General features: G+C 54.8%; 15 protein-coding genes. 5 read left to right on the top strand and 10 right to left on the bottom strand.

Annotated elements, in window-relative coordinates:
• Positions 1 to 29 precede the first annotated feature (29 nt).
• Positions 30 to 332 (top strand): hypothetical protein, encoded by a 303-nt coding sequence (locus ACP8J1_RS02210; RefSeq protein ID WP_197712571.1) that lies wholly within the window; start codon positions 30 to 32, stop codon positions 330 to 332.
• The gene (locus ACP8J1_RS02205) at positions 329 to 1693 is read left to right on the top strand and encodes an MFS transporter (RefSeq protein ID WP_302518503.1); all 1365 of its coding nucleotides are present in this window, start codon (positions 329 to 331) and stop codon (positions 1691 to 1693) included. The genes ACP8J1_RS02210 and ACP8J1_RS02205 overlap by 4 nt, the downstream gene beginning before the upstream one ends.
• Before the next feature lie 1907 nt (positions 1694 to 3600).
• Here ACP8J1_RS02205 and ACP8J1_RS02200 read toward each other — a convergent pair.
• Entirely contained in the window at positions 3601 to 3789 is a 189-nt protein-coding gene (locus ACP8J1_RS02200; RefSeq protein WP_034661183.1) for a hypothetical protein, read from the bottom strand.
• Between the two features lie 346 nt (positions 3790 to 4135).
• Positions 4136 to 4561 (bottom strand): YjdF family protein, encoded by a 426-nt coding sequence (locus ACP8J1_RS02195; protein WP_302518507.1) that lies wholly within the window; start codon positions 4559 to 4561, stop codon positions 4136 to 4138.
• A 1306-nt stretch (positions 4562 to 5867) separates the two neighbouring features.
• On the opposite strand from ACP8J1_RS02195, the gene ACP8J1_RS02190 reads away from it, so the two are divergent.
• A protein-coding gene (locus tag ACP8J1_RS02190; protein ID WP_167315507.1) for an IS3 family transposase occupies positions 5868 to 7102 on the top strand; the annotation gives its coding sequence in 2 pieces (ribosomal slippage) (positions 5868 to 6156 and positions 6156 to 7102; 1236 coding nt in all).
• A 632-nt stretch (positions 7103 to 7734) separates the two neighbouring features.
• Here the strand turns inward: ACP8J1_RS02190 and ACP8J1_RS02185 are convergent.
• Both ACP8J1_RS02185 and ACP8J1_RS02180 read right to left on the bottom strand, forming a co-directional pair.
• On the bottom strand, positions 7735 to 8049 hold the full coding sequence (locus tag ACP8J1_RS02185; RefSeq protein WP_023022042.1) for a hypothetical protein: 315 nt from the start codon (positions 8047 to 8049) through the stop codon (positions 7735 to 7737).
• Between the two features lie 31 nt (positions 8050 to 8080).
• Positions 8081 to 8608 (bottom strand): hypothetical protein, encoded by a 528-nt coding sequence (locus ACP8J1_RS02180; RefSeq protein WP_232212625.1) that lies wholly within the window; start codon positions 8606 to 8608, stop codon positions 8081 to 8083.
• Positions 8609 to 8760: 152 nt separating this feature from the next.
• Here ACP8J1_RS02180 and ACP8J1_RS02175 point away from each other — a divergent pair, with 152 nt between their 5' ends.
• Positions 8761 to 8901 (top strand): hypothetical protein, encoded by a 141-nt coding sequence (locus ACP8J1_RS02175; RefSeq protein WP_023022044.1) that lies wholly within the window; start codon positions 8761 to 8763, stop codon positions 8899 to 8901.
• A gap of 429 nt (positions 8902 to 9330) precedes the next feature.
• Here ACP8J1_RS02175 and ACP8J1_RS02170 read toward each other — a convergent pair whose 3' ends face one another.
• On the bottom strand, positions 9331 to 9480 hold the full coding sequence (locus ACP8J1_RS02170) for a hypothetical protein (protein ID WP_302518510.1): 150 nt from the start codon (positions 9478 to 9480) through the stop codon (positions 9331 to 9333).
• 535 nt (positions 9481 to 10015) lie between these two features.
• Between ACP8J1_RS02170 and ACP8J1_RS02165 the strand changes: the two genes are divergently transcribed.
• Complete coding sequence (locus ACP8J1_RS02165; RefSeq protein WP_250413150.1) at positions 10016 to 10216, top strand: CsbD family protein; 201 nt, start codon at positions 10016 to 10018, stop codon at positions 10214 to 10216.
• Positions 10217 to 10559: 343 nt separating this feature from the next.
• On the opposite strand, the gene ACP8J1_RS02160 is transcribed toward ACP8J1_RS02165, so the two are convergent.
• The 5 genes from ACP8J1_RS02160 to ACP8J1_RS02140 all read right to left on the bottom strand — a co-directional run bounded on the left by ACP8J1_RS02160 (position 10560) and on the right by ACP8J1_RS02140 (position 15300).
• Positions 10560 to 11153, bottom strand: coding sequence for a recombinase family protein (locus tag ACP8J1_RS02160; protein ID WP_239208482.1), 594 nt, complete (start codon positions 11151 to 11153; stop codon positions 10560 to 10562).
• Positions 11153 to 11410 (bottom strand): hypothetical protein, encoded by a 258-nt coding sequence (locus tag ACP8J1_RS02155; protein WP_302518515.1) that lies wholly within the window; start codon positions 11408 to 11410, stop codon positions 11153 to 11155. The genes ACP8J1_RS02160 and ACP8J1_RS02155 overlap by 1 nt, the downstream gene beginning before the upstream one ends.
• A 201-nt stretch (positions 11411 to 11611) precedes the next feature.
• Entirely contained in the window at positions 11612 to 12040 is a 429-nt protein-coding gene (locus ACP8J1_RS02150; RefSeq protein ID WP_248100326.1) for a hypothetical protein, read from the bottom strand.
• A 405-nt stretch (positions 12041 to 12445) separates the two neighbouring features.
• Positions 12446 to 13948, bottom strand: coding sequence for a recombinase family protein (locus ACP8J1_RS02145; RefSeq protein ID WP_046202906.1), 1503 nt, complete (start codon positions 13946 to 13948; stop codon positions 12446 to 12448).
• Complete coding sequence (locus ACP8J1_RS02140; protein ID WP_284799064.1) at positions 13927 to 15300, bottom strand: cell division protein FtsK; 1374 nt, start codon at positions 15298 to 15300, stop codon at positions 13927 to 13929. Before ACP8J1_RS02140 ends, ACP8J1_RS02145 begins: the two co-directional genes overlap by 22 nt.
• Positions 15301 to 15448: the final 148 nt, after the last annotated feature.

The raw sequence follows: 15448 nt of genomic DNA, 5'->3' as shown, positions 1-15448 counted from the left end.
TGCATCAGGAGACGAAGGGAGCGATCGCGATGAACGGGGACCGCCAACGGCTACGCGGGCACTACGATGAGGACTTCTACTGGGAACGCGTTGACCGCAACCTGGGTTGGCTCGACGAGGGCCCCCTCGTCGCCCAGCAACTCCTCGCGCTCACCGGGGGAGAGACGGCCAGGGAGATCCGGGACATGCACTTCGCCGCGTCCTGGCGCCTGTTCGATCTGGTGCTGCCGACACTGCTGGACCGGTCCTACCGGACCTGGGATCAAGACCTGAGCAAGCGCACCTACTTCGGCCACCCGCCCGCCGAGGCTTCGCTGGAGTCTCGCGTATGACCGCGCATCGGCGCACGGCGCTGGTCGCGACCCTCCTCGGTTTCTTCATCGTCATGCTCGATACGACCATCGTCAATGTCGCCCTCGCCGAGATCGGCACTGACCTCGACACGACCGTGGGCTCACTGCAGTGGGTCGTCGACGCTTACACCCTCGTGTTCGCCGCGCTCCTTCTCACAGCTGGGGCCGCATGCGACCGTCTCGGGGCCCGCAGGGTCTACCTCGCTGGCCTGGTGGTCTTTGCTGTGCTCTCGGCCGTGTGTGCCCTGGCTCCCACAGGCGGGTTCCTCGTCGCTGGTCGCGCCGTCCAGGGCGTGGGCGCGGCAGCGATCGTGCCGGGCTCTCTGGCATTGCTGTCGGCTGTGTACGACGATCCGAAGGAACGAGCACGCGCCATCGGGCTGTGGGGCGGCGCAGGAGGTGTTGCCGCCGCGATCGGACCGGTCCTGGGCGGAGCGCTGGTGTCGACGATCGGGTGGCGGGCGGTGTTCTGGGTCAACCTCCCCATCGTCGCTATCGGCTGTCTGCTCACCTTGTGGGCAATTCCCGCGCTCACGAGCGGTCGCGCGAGACGGGTGGACCTACCCGGACAGGTGCTCTCCATGCTCACGCTGGTGGCAGTAACCTATGCAGTCATCACCGCAGGCGAACACGGATGGTCACCCTGGCAGGTAGCCGTGCTGATCGCCGGGGGCGTCTTCCTCGCCCTGTTCATCATCGCAGAGCGACGACACCCGGACCCAATGCTGCCGATGGCCTTGTTCACTCGTGCCCGGTTCTCCGTGGCCGCAATGGTAGGGCTCGCGCTCAACATCAGCTTCTTCGGACAACTCTTCGTGCTCTCCCTCTTCTTCCAGCAGTACCTGGGATACGAGCCGTGGCTGGCAGGCCTCGCGCTGGCACCACAGGCGTGCAGCGCCGTGGTCGCGTCACCGCTGGGCGGCCGTGCCGTCGCCCGGTGGGGCGCGTTCCCCACCATGCTCACCGGCCTGGTAGTCGGCACGATCGGCTTCAGCAGCCTCGTGCTGCTCACCGCAGAAACCCCTTACGTGGTGGTCGCGGTGTTGACCTTCACGGCTGGATTCGGGATGGCCTTCGCGATGCCGGCCGCGACCTCGGCCGCAGTGGACTCGGCCCCGCCGGAACATGTCGGCATCGCAGGAGGAGTCATCAATGCCGCCCGCCAGACCGGCAGCGTCGTCGGCGTCGCAGTCCTCGGCGGAATGGTCGCCAGTGGAGCGTTCCTCACAGGCTTCCACACAGCCGTCGCGGTCGCCGGTGGAGTCTTCGGTGCCGCAGCGCTCGTAGTTGCTGCCACCATCATCAGTCACCTACAGGAGCCAGTTACACCTGAAGTTTAGAATCATTGTGTGATGAAGCACCATCGGAGGAGGTCGAAGAAGCCGCCAGTCGAACGCGTACTGTGCTCCGAAACTGGTAAACGCGAACACGAGCACTATGATGACGCCGTGCATGTAGCACTGAAACGGTCGCGACGGGCAGGGCCGCTGCGGATCTACGAATGCCCTCGTGCGGGTCGTGGCACCTAACCAAGCGCCCTGACTGGGGCAAACCACCGGCGAACTAATGACACTGTACGGGTCTGTCTCGGCGAGGAACGCTCCGGAGTGCGTCTTTCCTGGACGCTCCAGGAGTTTCGTTCTCATGCATAGGCAGCCGAGGCGCGCTGCAAGGCTTGTAGCCCTGAGGCCAGTCGCCTAGGGCTTTGTACCATGAAACTAGGCGCGCCAGCGACCATAGGCCATGGTCAGAGAGTATGAACACCGGTGACCAGATAGCAGGTCGCTTGTGTCAGGCAATGCGCCGGCGCATTGCCTGACCAGTATGAGCAACAGAGCGCGTTCAAAACGTTAGGGCGCGAGCGCAGTCCTTTCTCGCAGTCACCTATACTCCTCAGCCCACCAGGGGTATGCACACAGCGCTCATACACTAAAAGAGTCACACCGAGAGAGAAGACCACTGTGACGACAGCAAGTTATTTTCAACCCCACCACCAATGAGGAGTACTTCACCACTCCATGCTTCAGCACTCGCGCCGAAGCCTGGGCATGCGCAACCGGGTTCATCTTGGCACGCTATAGCGGGGAGTAGGACGCCGCAGTAAGAGGCAACCTCGCAGACGCCACGCTGAACAAGGAATACGAGTTTTACTCCACGATCGACCTACGCCAAGCATCGCTCTACGGCCCTCCAGTCTCGATCGTTCTCAACGACTAACCCCAAACAAGACAAACAAAGGCAGCACCCCTCGGGGTGCTTTCCCTCTTGCTGGTCGGGCTGCGCATATTTACCCTCACGCGTGCGCAGATTTACGCATACAGAGCTAGTTATCCACAGGGGTTCACCTGCTGGTTTATCTATTTTCCCAGGTGGCTTATAACTATATCCCTGTAGATCTATATCCTCAGTCGATCAACCAACAAACCGTTCACTACGGGGTGCGGTTCTTGCTCCCGCCTCGCCTTGCGGCTCGTTGGGCTGCCGCCCAAATCAATAGATTTGGTTGCCACCAAAACACCCCACAACAACCACGGGCCTGACCCCGGACAGTGGACACATCGGGGGTTAGCTATGCTGCTTTGGTCAGTGTAGCTGATGTGAGTGCTTCGACCATTCCTGTTGAGAAAGGGTACCTAGAGTTGAAAGACGATAAAAACGTAGAGAACTTTGTGGACTGCCGCGAAATCCGCACGGTTTTCAAACCAACTTGGGTGAGCTGGTGGTTCCACAAGATTTTTACGTTCCCGCGTGTTGAGTGCGATGGGATCGTAAGCAATTGTCACTGGGGAAGAAACAAAGCGTTAGTGAGGGATGGTGGGACGGTTACGGTTGGATTTAGTTATCGTATTTTCCATGATACGAAAATTAGATGTAAGAGCTCCCCTATCGAGGTTTCCCCTTCACATGCTGAGTTAGAAGCCAAGACAGCCATAATTAACAACTCCCCGATGACTGCCGTGCTCTACTAGCATTCGTCTCGAGCCTATCGATGGTTCGGGCGCGTACTTCCCGCGACGTTGTGAACGCGGGCCTAACCCCCGGACAGTGGACACGTCAGGGTTAGGCCCTATGGCGGAACATACGCTATAATATATGCCTAAACATACGTCCCGCCATATGGCGAGATATGTCACGCGGGCCGGTGCGGGTAGGCGGTACCGGTGAAGGAGCCGCGCCCATGCCCCGCGTCTTGTGGTAGTTGTAGAAGAAAAAAGGGGGCGCATCTACTACCACTGCGGTATCTCGCTTACTCCGGCTTGCGCCCTGCGTTTTCTGCCCGCACACGCACTCCCACAGAAGCAGCAGTCAGAACAATAACGAGAACAACCGCTAAGCCGAGCCCTATTACATCAGTCAGCCACAAAACGAGGAGTACTAAAGAGGCAACCGCCAAGGCGAGCAAAACTCCGATTTTTATCTTCTGTACCTTGTCCATGTCCATAGCGCCATTATTCAAAATAAAACCAACCGCGCGGGAAGTTTTCCCGTTTTCGAAGAAATCTCCTCCAATCCTAAAAGCGCCCTCAGGGACCTGCTTTTCTACTTTATGCGCGTAGTGGAGAACGCTCGTATCCCTCTCGCGGAGTGATTCTTATTTCTCGGTAGGACTATATAAATGCAGGTAGAACTATATGTAATTAAACATATGCTAAAGCATATGTTTAGGCATATGGCGGGACATATGTTGCGCCATACGGCAGGCCTGACGACTGCGTATAGCTTGATAGGCGGCTACACAGCTTTACTCCCGCAGTATGGCAACTTCGCTTTGATGTCTTCGACTACTTGCCTTTATGTTTGGCCTTCTTTTTAGCGGCACGGATCTGAAATTTCCGTTGTGCTTCTTCGCGCCGAGCGATCCGCGAAGCTTTCTTCTTGTTTGCGTTAGCTAATTCGAAATTTAATTTTGTTGCTTCTTGGGCTTTCGAAGACACACCTGAGGTCTTGCGTTGCTCCTTATTGACTTTCCGCTGCAGGCGTTTGGGATTTCCTCGCTGTGGCGCTTCAATAGTGCCAGGTATAGGTACGGAACGATGGGCCCGTTTGACTAGGGAGGAACCGTTGACGAGTAACCACTCATAGAGTTCGGCATTATTAGGTTCTGGACCGAAAACTACTCGGACGGCGCGGAGTTGGTTGTTGCTGGAAGTCTCGTAGACTCCGCACCAAAATTGACCATCGTGGAAAAGGGTGAATTGAGCAGGCATAGTTGTCTCCAGGTACGCTAAAGCGGACCTGACGACGCTGGATTCTTTAGCTCTCATGAGAGCAAGAGCTAAAGCGACGGATAGCACTAGCTAGTGTTATCGCTCAGACTTCCTACTGAGACTGTGCGTTTTGCGCATCAGGATCTTACGGGAATAACGCTAACACACCCTGAGGGCAGAGAACGCAGCCAACTGATGTGGCAGGAATGAATACCTAAGCAGGAGAAGAGACATGGGTACTCAGTGTGGGAGTATTGCGAAACCTTCGCGCGCCAATTAGCCTAAGACATGACAGCATGGTTCGTCCCTGAACCATCGCTGCACAATAAAAAGGGCCCCAACGAGCGGCCACTCGTTGAGACCCTCGGGCCTAAAGACCCACGTGAAGCACAACTGCAATGAGCTTCACTGTTACGGTCGCAAGTGTTATGACCTTGATTGCCACATCGAGCCAGCTAAGCTTCGTGGCGTCAAGGTCTTTTCTTTTGCGACCGGGTGTATCCAATGAGTGCTTACCTATTGTCTACCTCCCCTTGCGTCGTAGGGTTGTCCGCTCGCCTGAAAAAGGGCGCGCGGGACAGCCCACGTCACGCGCGGGCCTTACCGCGCACCGACGAGGAAGTCACGCCCACACCCCACCACAAGTAGCGGGGCGTGATTGTGAACCAGCACTAACGCTAGCAGCCACCCCTGACGAGACCTAGAAGTATGATTCCACCCCTGCCTTTATAAAAGCCGCTCATGAGGCAAAATATGCACACAGAGACACTCGTAGCCGCCCTTAAGTCTGTCGATTTCACCACCCAACACCCTAGCTAGACGTACAAAAGAGCAGGTAAGACTACATATTACTAGGCGTATGCTTTAGCATATGGCAAAGCATACGCATATAACATATGTCCCGCCATATGGCAAGACATATGGCAAGACTGACGGAGTGACGGTCACGAGGACTGCCCCATCAGTTCAGCAGAAACCGCCCCGCCCCGAACTCGACTAAGCCGAACGCGGAAGACTAGCGTCCCTCTAGGTCGCTTTCTTTTTACCCCAAACAGCTTGCACAGATTTACCCTCACGCAAAATACGACTGCGCTGATTTACCCATACGGAAACCCACATGAGACTACTGCGCATAAGTTGACACACGCCTGCGCATAAGTTGACACACAGAAAAAGAGCCTGCGCATAAGTTGACACACGCCTGCGCATAAGTTGACACATAAAGGCGCTTATACACAGAGTTTTACCTGCGGGTTTGAAGTGTCCCAGGTTTTGTTCCGTCTGAGTAGATGGGAAAATCTGGAATATGCCAAGAAAATTTGACCAGGATGCGAAGGACCGTGTGGTCCGTCTTGTAGAGGACCGTATCTTGGCGGAAAATATGTCGATGCAAGCCGCGTGCAAGGCAGTAGCTCCAAAGTTGGGGGTTTCATGGCACACGGCTCGTCAGTGGACCCAGCAGGCCCGTCGTGCGGGAAGCATCCCAGAACCTGTGCCTGAAGACTTGGCCGCGGAAAACGCGAGGCTACGCCGTGAAAATCAAGAGCTACGCGACACCAATGAGCTACTGAAGGCTGCCTCGGCTTTTTTCGCGTCGGAACTCGACCCAAAACGTCGGAAATGATCCGGTTCATCGATGAGTATCGGGATCGTTTCTCCATCGAGTTCATTTGCGAGACGTTAAACACCCACCGTGTTGGCGGTTTCATCACGTCCCGTGGATACCGCCAATCAAAAGCCCGTGGTATGAGTGCCCGCAGTCTTCGTGACGCTGCTCTAGTCGCGCACATCGCCGAGGTCCATGAAGAAAATTTTGGCGTCTACGGCATCCGTAAGATGTGGCATACTCTGCGCCGTGAAGGAATCGACATTGGCCGTGAGCAGACCGCACGCCTGATGCGTCTTGCTGGAGTCAGAGGCAAAGGTAAAGGTAAGTCTCCTATTACTACCCGCAAGCCGAAGGGACCAGATCTGCGTCCTGATTTAGTTAATCGCAAGTTCAACGCCCCGGCACCGGCCCGATTGTGGGTGGCCGATATTACTTATGTGCGCACTAGAAAAGGATTCGTGTACACCGCTTTTGTTACCGACGTGTTCTCCCGAAGGATCGTCGGGTGGGCACTATCTGATTCAATGCGTACCGAGGCGCTGCCGCTGCAGGCGCTTAATCAGGCGATTGTCAGCGCGAAGGAAACAACGGGGCTGATTCATCATTCAGATCATGGCTCACAGTACGTCAGCATTGTCTACAACGAACGGCTGGCTGAGTATGGAATTGCTGCCTCTACCGGGACAGTAGGAGATTCCTATGACAATGCTTTGGCCGAAAACGTCAACGGTTCCTACAAAAATGAGCTGATTCATCGGCGGTCGTGGGACAGCGTGGTTGACGTGGAGATCGCGACGTTTGAATGGGTTAATTGGTGGAACGAGGTACGGCTTCACCAAAGTCTCGGCTATCGCACGCCAGCTGAGGTTGAGTCAGAGTTTTGGGAAACCAACCCGGCCCAAGAAATAATGGAAATCAAGGCAAATGCCTAGGAACAAAACCCGGGGCACTTCAGTTTACCTGTTTTCCCAGGTGGCTTATAACTATATCCCTGTAAATCTATATCCCCAGCCGATCAACCAACAAAACCGTTCACTACGGGTTACGGTTTATGCTCCCGCCTCGCCTTGCGGCTCGTTGGGCTGCCGCCCAAATCAATAGATTTGGTTGCCACCAAAACCTCGCAATTAAAATTAAAAATTCCTTCAGTTCTTTTACATTGCAAGGTAAATAGACTGTGGCACATTAAATGTCGACGTTTAAAAAATTCTGTACTCTAAAGATCAGTGCTTAAGGGTATGATTTCTCCCTAATAGCGCATTCACGACTTCCACCAACGTCACTTTCAAAGTGAAAAGAGAAATTTTGAAGAAAGTCAATCGTCTAGGTGTAGCGATAACCACCATCTTGGCATCAGCCGCTATTGCTCCTACGGCGTTAGCTGATACATTCCCGAATTCGAGTTCGTTCACATCTCCGTTGAATGATCCCGCAATAGCCAAGATAGGAATGTGTCCACCTGTGGCTGGAGTCGCACTTCCTTGGACTTGCGGAATTAAGTAGCAAAAAGGGGATGCGGACGAAATCTTGAAGAGTTTTCCGCATCCCCTTCTGTCGCATATCCTTATAGTACGGCAAGCATAATCAACAGGACAATCACGATCGCTGAAATTGTAGCGAATCCAATAACCTTCGGTTTGCTGACAACCGCATAGCCTTCGGAACCATCAGCGGTAGTCAGATCACGAGAAATCATATAAACGATAGGTAGAAGGATCAAAGCCTCTGCAGCCCAAACCCACCATGGGAAGCTCAATTTGTACATTGTAGTAGCAGATCCGGCAGCAATTAAAACCGCAATTGATACTGCGTAGAGAAATAGAGGAACCCGCAATCCCGTCGGGGTCTTTACAATAGTCCTGCCGGATATTTTATTCATTCCTTTAAGCCTCCGTCTCAGAACCGATACGCTAGCAGCTGGCTGCAGTAATACCTGCACCTACAGCAGCGCCACATCCCCAACCGCCAACAGTACCAGTAGCGGCGCCGAACGGGGCACAGACCAATGCATCGGCAGTGGCATTAATACCCAAACTTACCCACTTGTTGCTGATGCAACGCGCAGCTTGTCCACTCTCGTTACCCGCGTAAATTACTCCGTCGGTGTACTTCAGAACAACGCCCTCCGGAAGATCTGCTTTGATACTCGCCACGAGGTTCCCCTGCGTGTCATAAGTATTAATAATATTTCCTTCGATCTTGATTTGATCACCATCAAGAACTTTAGGAACGAGGACATTGCCATCAGCGTTAAAGCTACGAATCCCATCCGCTGATTCAAACCAAAAATCACCTCGCTCTTTCTGGTCAGAAGATACGGGATCTGCAGTAGAAACCGATTCCGCAGCATACGCTGGACCGTTTACAGCAACCACCCCAACGAGAGCAGCTGCCGCCATAGTTGCGGCGGGTACGAATCGAGAAACAAGAGATTTCAATGGACTAAGCCACCTTTCATGAAAGAAGATAAAATTTCAAGCTCTTAGGGAGAGCCAATTAAAGACTAACAAAAGACCGATGGTTATGGGCTCATTCAAAAGTGTCTAGTTAGATACTCCTAAATGAGGCGGGACACTTCAACATTGACAGTATGCAGCTATTTGTCCGCAACGCCCCGTTTGACTCAAAAATGATCGTTGCTGAGGTCGACCGCATGACCGGCGGAGATAATGACGAGGACGAGTTCTTCACCGCCTGGGACTGGACAATCCGGACGCGCACGCAGCAGTAGCCGATGCGACCGCCCCGGTGAACATGCTTCACGCCCTCTTCGGTTTCAAGCGCGGCGAAATTGGCCGCCAGATTTTGCGTCAAGGTCAAGCATTCCGCGCCACCAACACCTGGCGTACAAGCCACTCCGCCCCGCTGCTTCTCCGCGAAATATAGACGCCCACCAGCGCGAACACTAACCATGGCAGTCCATGCGGGTGGACATATGGTATACCATATGATGGGCCTCGCGGGCTCACAGAGGTGGGAGAACGACTACGCAGATTCCTGCCCACAGCAGAGAAAGGGGGGGTACGGGCCTAGGGCGGGAGTATTGCGAAACTGTAGCGCGCGCATTAGCCTAAAAAGTGACAGCACAGTTCATCTTTGAATTGCGGCTGCACAATAAAAAGGGCCCCAACCGACTGGTACTCGGTTGAGACCCTCGGGCCTAAAGACCCACGTGAAGCATCGCGGTAACGAGCTTCACGATTACGGTCGCAAGAACTATGACCTTGGTAGCCACATCTAGCCAGTCAAGCTTGGTGGCATCAAGGTCTTTTCTTGTGCGACCGGGTGTATCCAATGAGTGCTTACCCATTGTCTACCTCCCTTGCGTCGTAGGGTTGTCCGCTCGCCTGAAAAAGGGCGCGCGGGACAGCCCACGTCACGCGCGGGCCTTACCGCGCACCGACGAGGAAGTCACGCCCACACCCAGCGGGGTGTGATTGTGAACCAGCACTAACGCTAGCAGCCACACCTGACGAGACCTAGAAGCATGATTCCACCCCTGCCTTTATAAAAGCCGCCCACGAGGGAAAACGCGCACAGAGCTACCCGTAGCTGTACCTGGATCCGTCAATTTCCGCGCCTACATGCTGGGGATGAGCATGTGAACGCGCAGGCAGAACTGCACGCGAGCGGACATTTGCTTTGGCAGATGTCATAGCGTGTGCCGTGCCATATGGCGGAACATGCGCTATGCCATATGTTTCATCATGTGGCTTTTAGATCTATGGTGTCTCTCTTTACGGCTAAACACACCGCGGTGTGCCGAAAGTTCTTCTCTTGCCTGCACTAAAAGAGGAGCGTATTATGGGTATTAGTTATCGACTGACTACCCCAAAGGAGTGATTATGGGCGATTTGGAAAACAAGAAGGACGGCCTCGTAGGCAAGGCAAAGGAAGCCTACGGCGAAGCTACCGGCAACGAGGACGTAGCTAACGAGGGCAAGGCCGACCAGGTCACCTCCGAGGCTAAGGACAAGCTGTCCGACGCTGCCGACGGCATCAAGGACAAGGCCAACGAGGTTATCGGCGGCCTGAAGGACGACTAATCCTCGTCCGTATTTCTGCATATCGCTGCGCTGGCACCCCGCTGGCGCAGCGATATTTTGATCAACACTACTTTCACGTCACACAACGCGGTGGCGTGTCCGAGCGGAAGAAGATAATCGCCTGCGAAAGCAACCATTGGCCAGGTCCCAACTGTGGTGCCATAATCACATCGCCAATTCCAGCTTTCTCGGAACCGGCGTCGGGTTTGAACGGAAAGCAGCAGGTAGAACTACATATGGACAGACATATGGTAAAGCGTATGTCTTACCATATGCCTACACATATGTCCTGCCATACGGCACATACTGTGGGGAGTATATTCACCCGCACTCCCCGCCGTATCTAGGCGTTTTTCAACGCCCGATACACCGTGGGTCGGGTAACTCCGAATTCCCGCGCCAAGGCTGTTTTCGACTCCCCCGCCAATGCACGCCGCTTAATCTCCGCCACCTGCTGCGGGCTTAGAGCGGGTTTGCGGCCTTTGTACTTTCCGGCCTTTTTGGCCAGCGCAATCCCCTCTGCTTGGCGCTCGCGGATAATGGCCCGTTCAAACTCCGCGAAGCTACCGAGAATACCGAGCATTAAATCCGCACGCGGATCTGTGGTGTCTTTCGCAAAGACAAGATTCTCATGCAGGAAAGTAACAGTCACACCCTTGTTGGTGAGTTCATCAACAATGCCGCGCAGATCCGTAAGTGAACGGGCGAGGCGATCAATCGACGACACGACGAGTTCGTCACCGTCGCGCACATACGCCATGCACTCGACAAGCCCAGGGCGGGCAGTCTTGGTGCGGCCGGAAATCTTATCTTCAAAGAACCGGTCAATCCTGCCGGAAGCATTGAGCAGTTCTTTCTGGCGCTGATTATTCTGCTCTACCGTCGAGACACGGATATAGCCCACCCGCTGCCCATGCGAACCAGAGCTTTTGGCCATTAGTCTTCGCCCCGCGAGGGTTCAAAGGCAGCATTCTCCTGAGCGACAACCGCATCACGATACGACTCAACCACCCGCGCCAAGTCAGACAACTGTGCCCCGTCGAGACCATCAGCGTCAGCAAGCAAGGCTTGCACAATCCTGCCCAACGCCTGCTGCCCCGACGACAACCCACCATGCAGATCTTTCACCCGCGCCAACGCGGGCACTTCATCAATATGACCTTCAATATGGAAACCGTCAGACGATAACACCACACTCGCCACTTTCTGTAAACATAAGGCCTAGACCCCGCTAGACATGTGTAAAACAATGCTAGGAACGGCCCTATTTTACAGGAAACATTCTTCCTCAGACTGGCGTAACAATAGGGTGTACCACACTGATACACCCTCTGCCTTAATCAAGAGGTGACGGCATTTATCATATGGATATTCCGTTGAATTTCCGGATCACAATCAAGCACAAATAGATCCCAGAGGGAACCCTCTGCCATCGCTCGACACATTAACGGCTTTTACATGACTGGTAAATTCCCTAGGTACTGTCTCTTCACCTAATGCCAAATCACGCCATAGCCGAGAGACACCAGCCCCTTCCATCGCGGGTTCGTCAACGTCTTTAGCCACACATGAAAGGCTATACAAACCCCATTCAGATTCATCAAATGGGTAAGTGCCAAAGTCTCGCATATCCCTACGGAAATCTTGCATCATGACTTCGCGAATTACTCCGTCTCCCCCATGTGTAATTTCGTCAGTTACATAGAGTATCTCTGTGATATCTCGAGCCTTATCCACTCTTTTTAAATACTGTTTATGGAATTGTTCAAGGTCAGACTCTCGAGCGAGGAAGTAAGTTGTAAAAAGAAGAGTTTCGCCCAACATATTAAATCGGATCACCTTTTACTGTGAAAGCTCCAGAATTTGCATACCTAGGCTGAGGGTAGCAGTGTCTTTTATGCACATTTTCCGAATTTGTTCATGTACAAATCCGCATCTTTCTCCGCCTTTGATGGAAGTGCGCAATTTACTACCGCCAATCTTCCCGCCATCGCTGTTGGCAGGAGGTCGAGAATGTAACTCCACTGTAGCGGAGAAGTGTAACCCAATTAAAAAATTAACGATATCAGACAGTTAAGATATTCTTTCCAGCGCTCGACATGCGAGGCTGCGAGAGTCGTGTCTAATTTTTCCCAAACGCTACGGTTGAGCGGTGTCGCCCCCGAGGAACGTGGACAGATTGGTTGCCAGCTCTCGCAGCACTCCCTCGGAGAAGCGCTTCACAGACAGCTACTGTAGCCAGGTGATCTTCACGCGGTGCGGGTCGAATTTCTTAGCGCCAGGCTTGCCAGGCAGGATGCGAATTTCCATTAGCAGCCGAGTCAGCCGTCGCTTATCCTCAACAGAGGCACCGCCCCACCACTTGGCAAAGTCCGGCACGTCGACAAGTTCTACAGCAAGGGGGTCAGCAGCATGACTGGTCGTTAGTTCACGCATTTTTCCATCAAGACCTGCAATCTGAGCTTCAATTTTCTTTGACATTCGCACGAATGTTGGCATGTCAATCTCTTCATCGATAGCAGAATTTTCAATCTGCTCACGCTTGGCCAACAGCGCGTTTCGCCGTCCTGAAAGTTCTTGGAGTCGTTCGGTAAGGGTGTTGTTCTCTGGTGCCAAGGCCTTACGCAACGCATCCACGGCGTCAGGTTGCTCCATGCGTTTAAGAATGACAGCTTCGATAAGATCATCAACCTCAGCACCGATAGAGACATGGGTACCGCCCGGCTCAGAGCGCTTGCAGGTATAGAAACGACGAGGTTTACCATCCGTGTTCCGCCGACTACGCGAATACATCGGTTCTCCGCAGGTGCAGGTCAGGACAGAAGCGAGGAAATAGCGCGGTGCGTTACCGCTATGTGAGAGCCGCCGCGACGGGTCGCGCAAGATTGCATCGAGCTTTTCACCTGTAACCTCGTCGATAATCGCAGACCAGTTGCCTTTACCAATGATTTTGCGATCTTTAACAAGACGTTTCCCCGTATCCGGGTCAGTTGGGTTGAACGTACTCAAGCCGCGCACGCGTGGGTTGAGTAAAATGTCTCGCAGCGTTGGCGCCGACATAGGCCTGCCTGAAGTCGCAGTAAGACTGCGTGCATGAAAGACCTCGCGCACGGTTTCGCGCAGAGTCTTTCCAGCAATGACCATCGCGGCGGCGTCGAGAATAGCCTTGGCCTCTTCGTCGATGATGGTCTCAGCGTCAGCCTCGTAGCCGAACATACGCCGCCCGCCTGTCTTAGGCCGCCCTGTCCGGGCCCGGTCTTCGTAGGCAGCTCGGATACGTGCAGCACGATCAATAGACTCCTGCTCAGCAATCAGACCAAGAATCACGATAGTGAGCCGCGATGCAGGGTCTGAAGGGTCAATGTTGTAGCCACGGTTCGCTTTGACGGTGACGTTGTACTTCTCGCACAACTCAAAGAGCGCCAATGTGTCTTTGGTGCGACGGGTCAGCCTATCGAGTGCGTAGACGTAAACAACGTCAATCTCGTGGTTCTCGATGGCGTGAATAAGCTTGTTGTAATCAGGGCGAGGGTCGCCAGAGAAGGCGGAGATGTTGTTGTCCACGTAGGTGGCGACCACCTTAGCCTCGTCAGCCTCAGCCTGCTTAGTGGCGAGGTGAATTTGCCGTTTCACACCGGCTTCTTCCTGCTTATCCAACGAAATACGTGCGTAAATCGCCGCACGCTGTGATGTAGTCGCTGTCATATGCCCTATTGTACCCCAAACCCACATTCCTTATTGCCGCTGCCGGTAGCCCCAATGCACAAGCCATGCGGGCCCATGCCGCCGTGCGCAGATTCCTTAAGATCCACCGTGACGGGTTGGCCGACCGTATCGATGCCGATGGGCACCATGAGGCGCGCCGAGCCTTCTCGGCCATGCCACATGCCGCTGGCCGCTAGCTCCTCCACATCGCGATAGCCTAAAAGGCCCATGAGGTCACTTCCATGGCGGCCAGAGGTGCTATCGGGCCGGCGAAAGGAAGCCATGCTGCGCGCAAGCAATGTCGCAGCGGCCACGCTCATTCCATCGGGAGCCCCTAGTTCTTCCACCCCGGCTGCGGTGACTACCTGCAAGTGGTCCCCTGCCACCAGGCTTAGGCCTTCGTGCTCGGCACGTACCCCCAGCGCCGAAGACGGCGCCCCTGCGACCTCGATGATGGTGGTGTAGGAATCATCGTGGAAAAAATCCTCGGTTCCCGTTGTCAGCACGCCGTCGACAATGAGGATGCGAAAGCGTGCCTTCTCCGGCGTGCGAGCGTGGGGCAGCCACTTTAGCCATTCCCACTGCCCACCACGAGCTTCAATGCCGCAAGCTTCTGGGCCATGCGCCAATGCCATCTGGAGGACCATAGCGCGCACCATATCGCGGGCGGGATCCGCAGGCTCTTCACCTCGCGTCGACGCCGTACCGGAAACAGAAAGAAAGCGAAAAGCCTGCAATTGAATAACCACCGGCATATCGGGCACGGTACCCACCGCTTTGATGGTCTGGCGCATGCTCACTGCGCACACTGGGTCTAAGTCCTCGGTGGCTCCAGAATCCGGCACGTTGATGGGAGTGCACAGCGTGGTAGGCCCAGTTCCTACGCGTACCTCGAGGGCGTCTGAGTCATCGGGGCCGCGCTCCCACATGCGACGCGAGCCTATCAGCGCACTTAGCTCTTCCGGTGCGGGGTGGCGATAGTTCTCATGTGCGCGCTGCGCAGAAGCGTTGCATAGGGCCTTTTCCCGTAAGGCTTTGATGTGGCGCAGGTAGGTGCGTCGGGTTTCATCAGGATCCTGCCCGCTGTTATTGGGCCCAAACATCATGGCCATGCTCGCCAGCATCATCAGCGGAAACATCAAGGCCATCGGGCTTATCTGCCGGGAATCTCCCGCACCAAGCACCATAAGGGCGACCATGCCAAGCATCGCCGCAATCATCACCACCGGAAGAAGCAGCCGCACCAGCGGTACCGGTTGTGGGCGTACTGCCTCTGGGACCTCCTCGGCCTCAATGCTCCCGGCGGGCAGCGGCGGTGCAGCATCCCGCAATGGCATGGTCAACGGCTCAATTACACGGGTATCCCCGATCCCAAGCATGCTTAGGTAACCTCCCCCGAGCCACGCGCCAGCGCCCTTAGCCCCCTGCCAAGATTCCCCGCGCTGCGGTGGACACGTCGCCACTAGTAAGCCACAATATGTGGCATTGGGCAAGGGGGACGCCCACAATCCATTGACTTTCGGGGGA

The sequence above is a fragment of the Corynebacterium sp. LaCa_205 genome (genome assembly GCF_057458085.1).
This window is presented reverse-complemented; position numbering and strand designations above follow the sequence as displayed.

What these genes read in the sequence shown, in the direction of transcription:
- ACP8J1_RS02210 (WP_197712571.1), top strand. Translation starts at nt 30, where the DNA reads ATGAACGGGGACCGCCAACGGCTACGCGGGCACTACGATGAGGACTTC.
- ACP8J1_RS02205 (WP_302518503.1), top strand. Translation starts at nt 329, where the DNA reads ATGACCGCGCATCGGCGCACGGCGCTGGTCGCGACCCTCCTCGGTTTC.
- ACP8J1_RS02200 (WP_034661183.1), bottom strand. Translation starts at nt 3,789, where the DNA reads ATGGACAAGGTACAGAAGATAAAAATCGGAGTTTTGCTCGCCTTGGCG.
- ACP8J1_RS02195 (WP_302518507.1), bottom strand. Translation starts at nt 4,561, where the DNA reads ATGCCTGCTCAATTCACCCTTTTCCACGATGGTCAATTTTGGTGCGGA.
- ACP8J1_RS02185 (WP_023022042.1), bottom strand. Translation starts at nt 8,049, where the DNA reads ATGAATAAAATATCCGGCAGGACTATTGTAAAGACCCCGACGGGATTG.
- ACP8J1_RS02175 (WP_023022044.1), top strand. Translation starts at nt 8,761, where the DNA reads ATGCAGCTATTTGTCCGCAACGCCCCGTTTGACTCAAAAATGATCGTT.
- ACP8J1_RS02170 (WP_302518510.1), bottom strand. Translation starts at nt 9,480, where the DNA reads ATGGGTAAGCACTCATTGGATACACCCGGTCGCACAAGAAAAGACCTT.
- ACP8J1_RS02165 (WP_250413150.1), top strand. Translation starts at nt 10,016, where the DNA reads ATGGGCGATTTGGAAAACAAGAAGGACGGCCTCGTAGGCAAGGCAAAG.
- ACP8J1_RS02160 (WP_239208482.1), bottom strand. Translation starts at nt 11,153, where the DNA reads ATGGCCAAAAGCTCTGGTTCGCATGGGCAGCGGGTGGGCTATATCCGT.
- ACP8J1_RS02150 (WP_248100326.1), bottom strand. Translation starts at nt 12,040, where the DNA reads ATGTTGGGCGAAACTCTTCTTTTTACAACTTACTTCCTCGCTCGAGAG.
- ACP8J1_RS02145 (WP_046202906.1), bottom strand. Translation starts at nt 13,948, where the DNA reads ATGTGGGTTTGGGGTACAATAGGGCATATGACAGCGACTACATCACAG.
- ACP8J1_RS02140 (WP_284799064.1), bottom strand. Translation starts at nt 15,300, where the DNA reads ATGCTTGGGATCGGGGATACCCGTGTAATTGAGCCGTTGACCATGCCA.